Genomic DNA, 231 nt, shown 5'->3' on the forward strand with positions numbered 1-231 from the left:
GGTCTTCGAGCCTTCGTTGTTGTTGCTCATCAGCAGGGCGCGCTAGCCGCCTTCTTTGGCGACCAGACCCACGCGCTTCACACCCTGTGCGTGCAAAGCGCCGAGCAGACCCACCACTTCGTCGTATTTGACGTTGCGGTCGGCCGCGATGACCACCGGGCGGTCCTTGACCTTCTGCAGCTCCAGCACCCGGTTCACCAGCGTGGCGCGTGTCAGCTTGCCCTGTGTCGC

At 64.1% G+C, this 231-nt stretch carries 1 protein-coding gene; it reads right to left on the reverse strand.

All coding sequences use genetic code 11. From position 1 onward, the window contains the following. Positions 1-42: 42 nt before the first annotated feature. Positions 43-231: ExbD/TolR family protein (locus tag ACMUOY_RS20870; protein ID WP_413894614.1), on the reverse strand; the 189-nt coding region annotated here is incomplete at its 5' end.

Source organism: Candidatus Skiveiella danica, from assembly GCF_022705245.1.
Lineage (GTDB): Bacteria > Pseudomonadota > Gammaproteobacteria > Burkholderiales > Burkholderiaceae_C > Skiveiella > Skiveiella danica.